This is a genomic window from Pseudomonas sp. PKS (assembly GCF_051913525.1).
GTDB lineage: Bacteria > Pseudomonadota > Gammaproteobacteria > Pseudomonadales > Pseudomonadaceae > Aquipseudomonas > Aquipseudomonas guariconensis_D.
This window is the reverse complement of sequence record NZ_JBEGDO010000080.1, coordinates 1-223: the sequence shown is the minus strand read 5'-3', so window position 1 is coordinate 223 and position 223 is coordinate 1. Positions and strand designations below refer to the sequence as shown.

The following is a 223-nucleotide window of genomic DNA, read 5'->3' as shown; positions in this document are numbered from 1 at the left end:
CATATAGAAGTATTCAGTTGGTTTTGTTTCATAACATCTAAATGTCTAGCTATTTTTTTATTAATTTCATAAACATTAGGCGCTTTACCTCTTAATAATTTATTTTCAAAAAAGATAGCACCATCTTGTATAGGTTGAATACCCATAATTGCTCTACCAATAGTAGTTTTTCCTGATCCAGATTCACCAACTAGTCCAAAAGTTTCTCCTTTAAAGATATCAA

General features: G+C 29.1%; 1 protein-coding gene. It reads right to left on the bottom strand.

What is annotated here, in order from left to right:
- Window positions 1–223 (bottom strand): ATP-binding cassette domain-containing protein (locus ABOA88_RS24160; protein ID WP_440128013.1); only part of this gene is annotated, 223 nt, incomplete at both ends.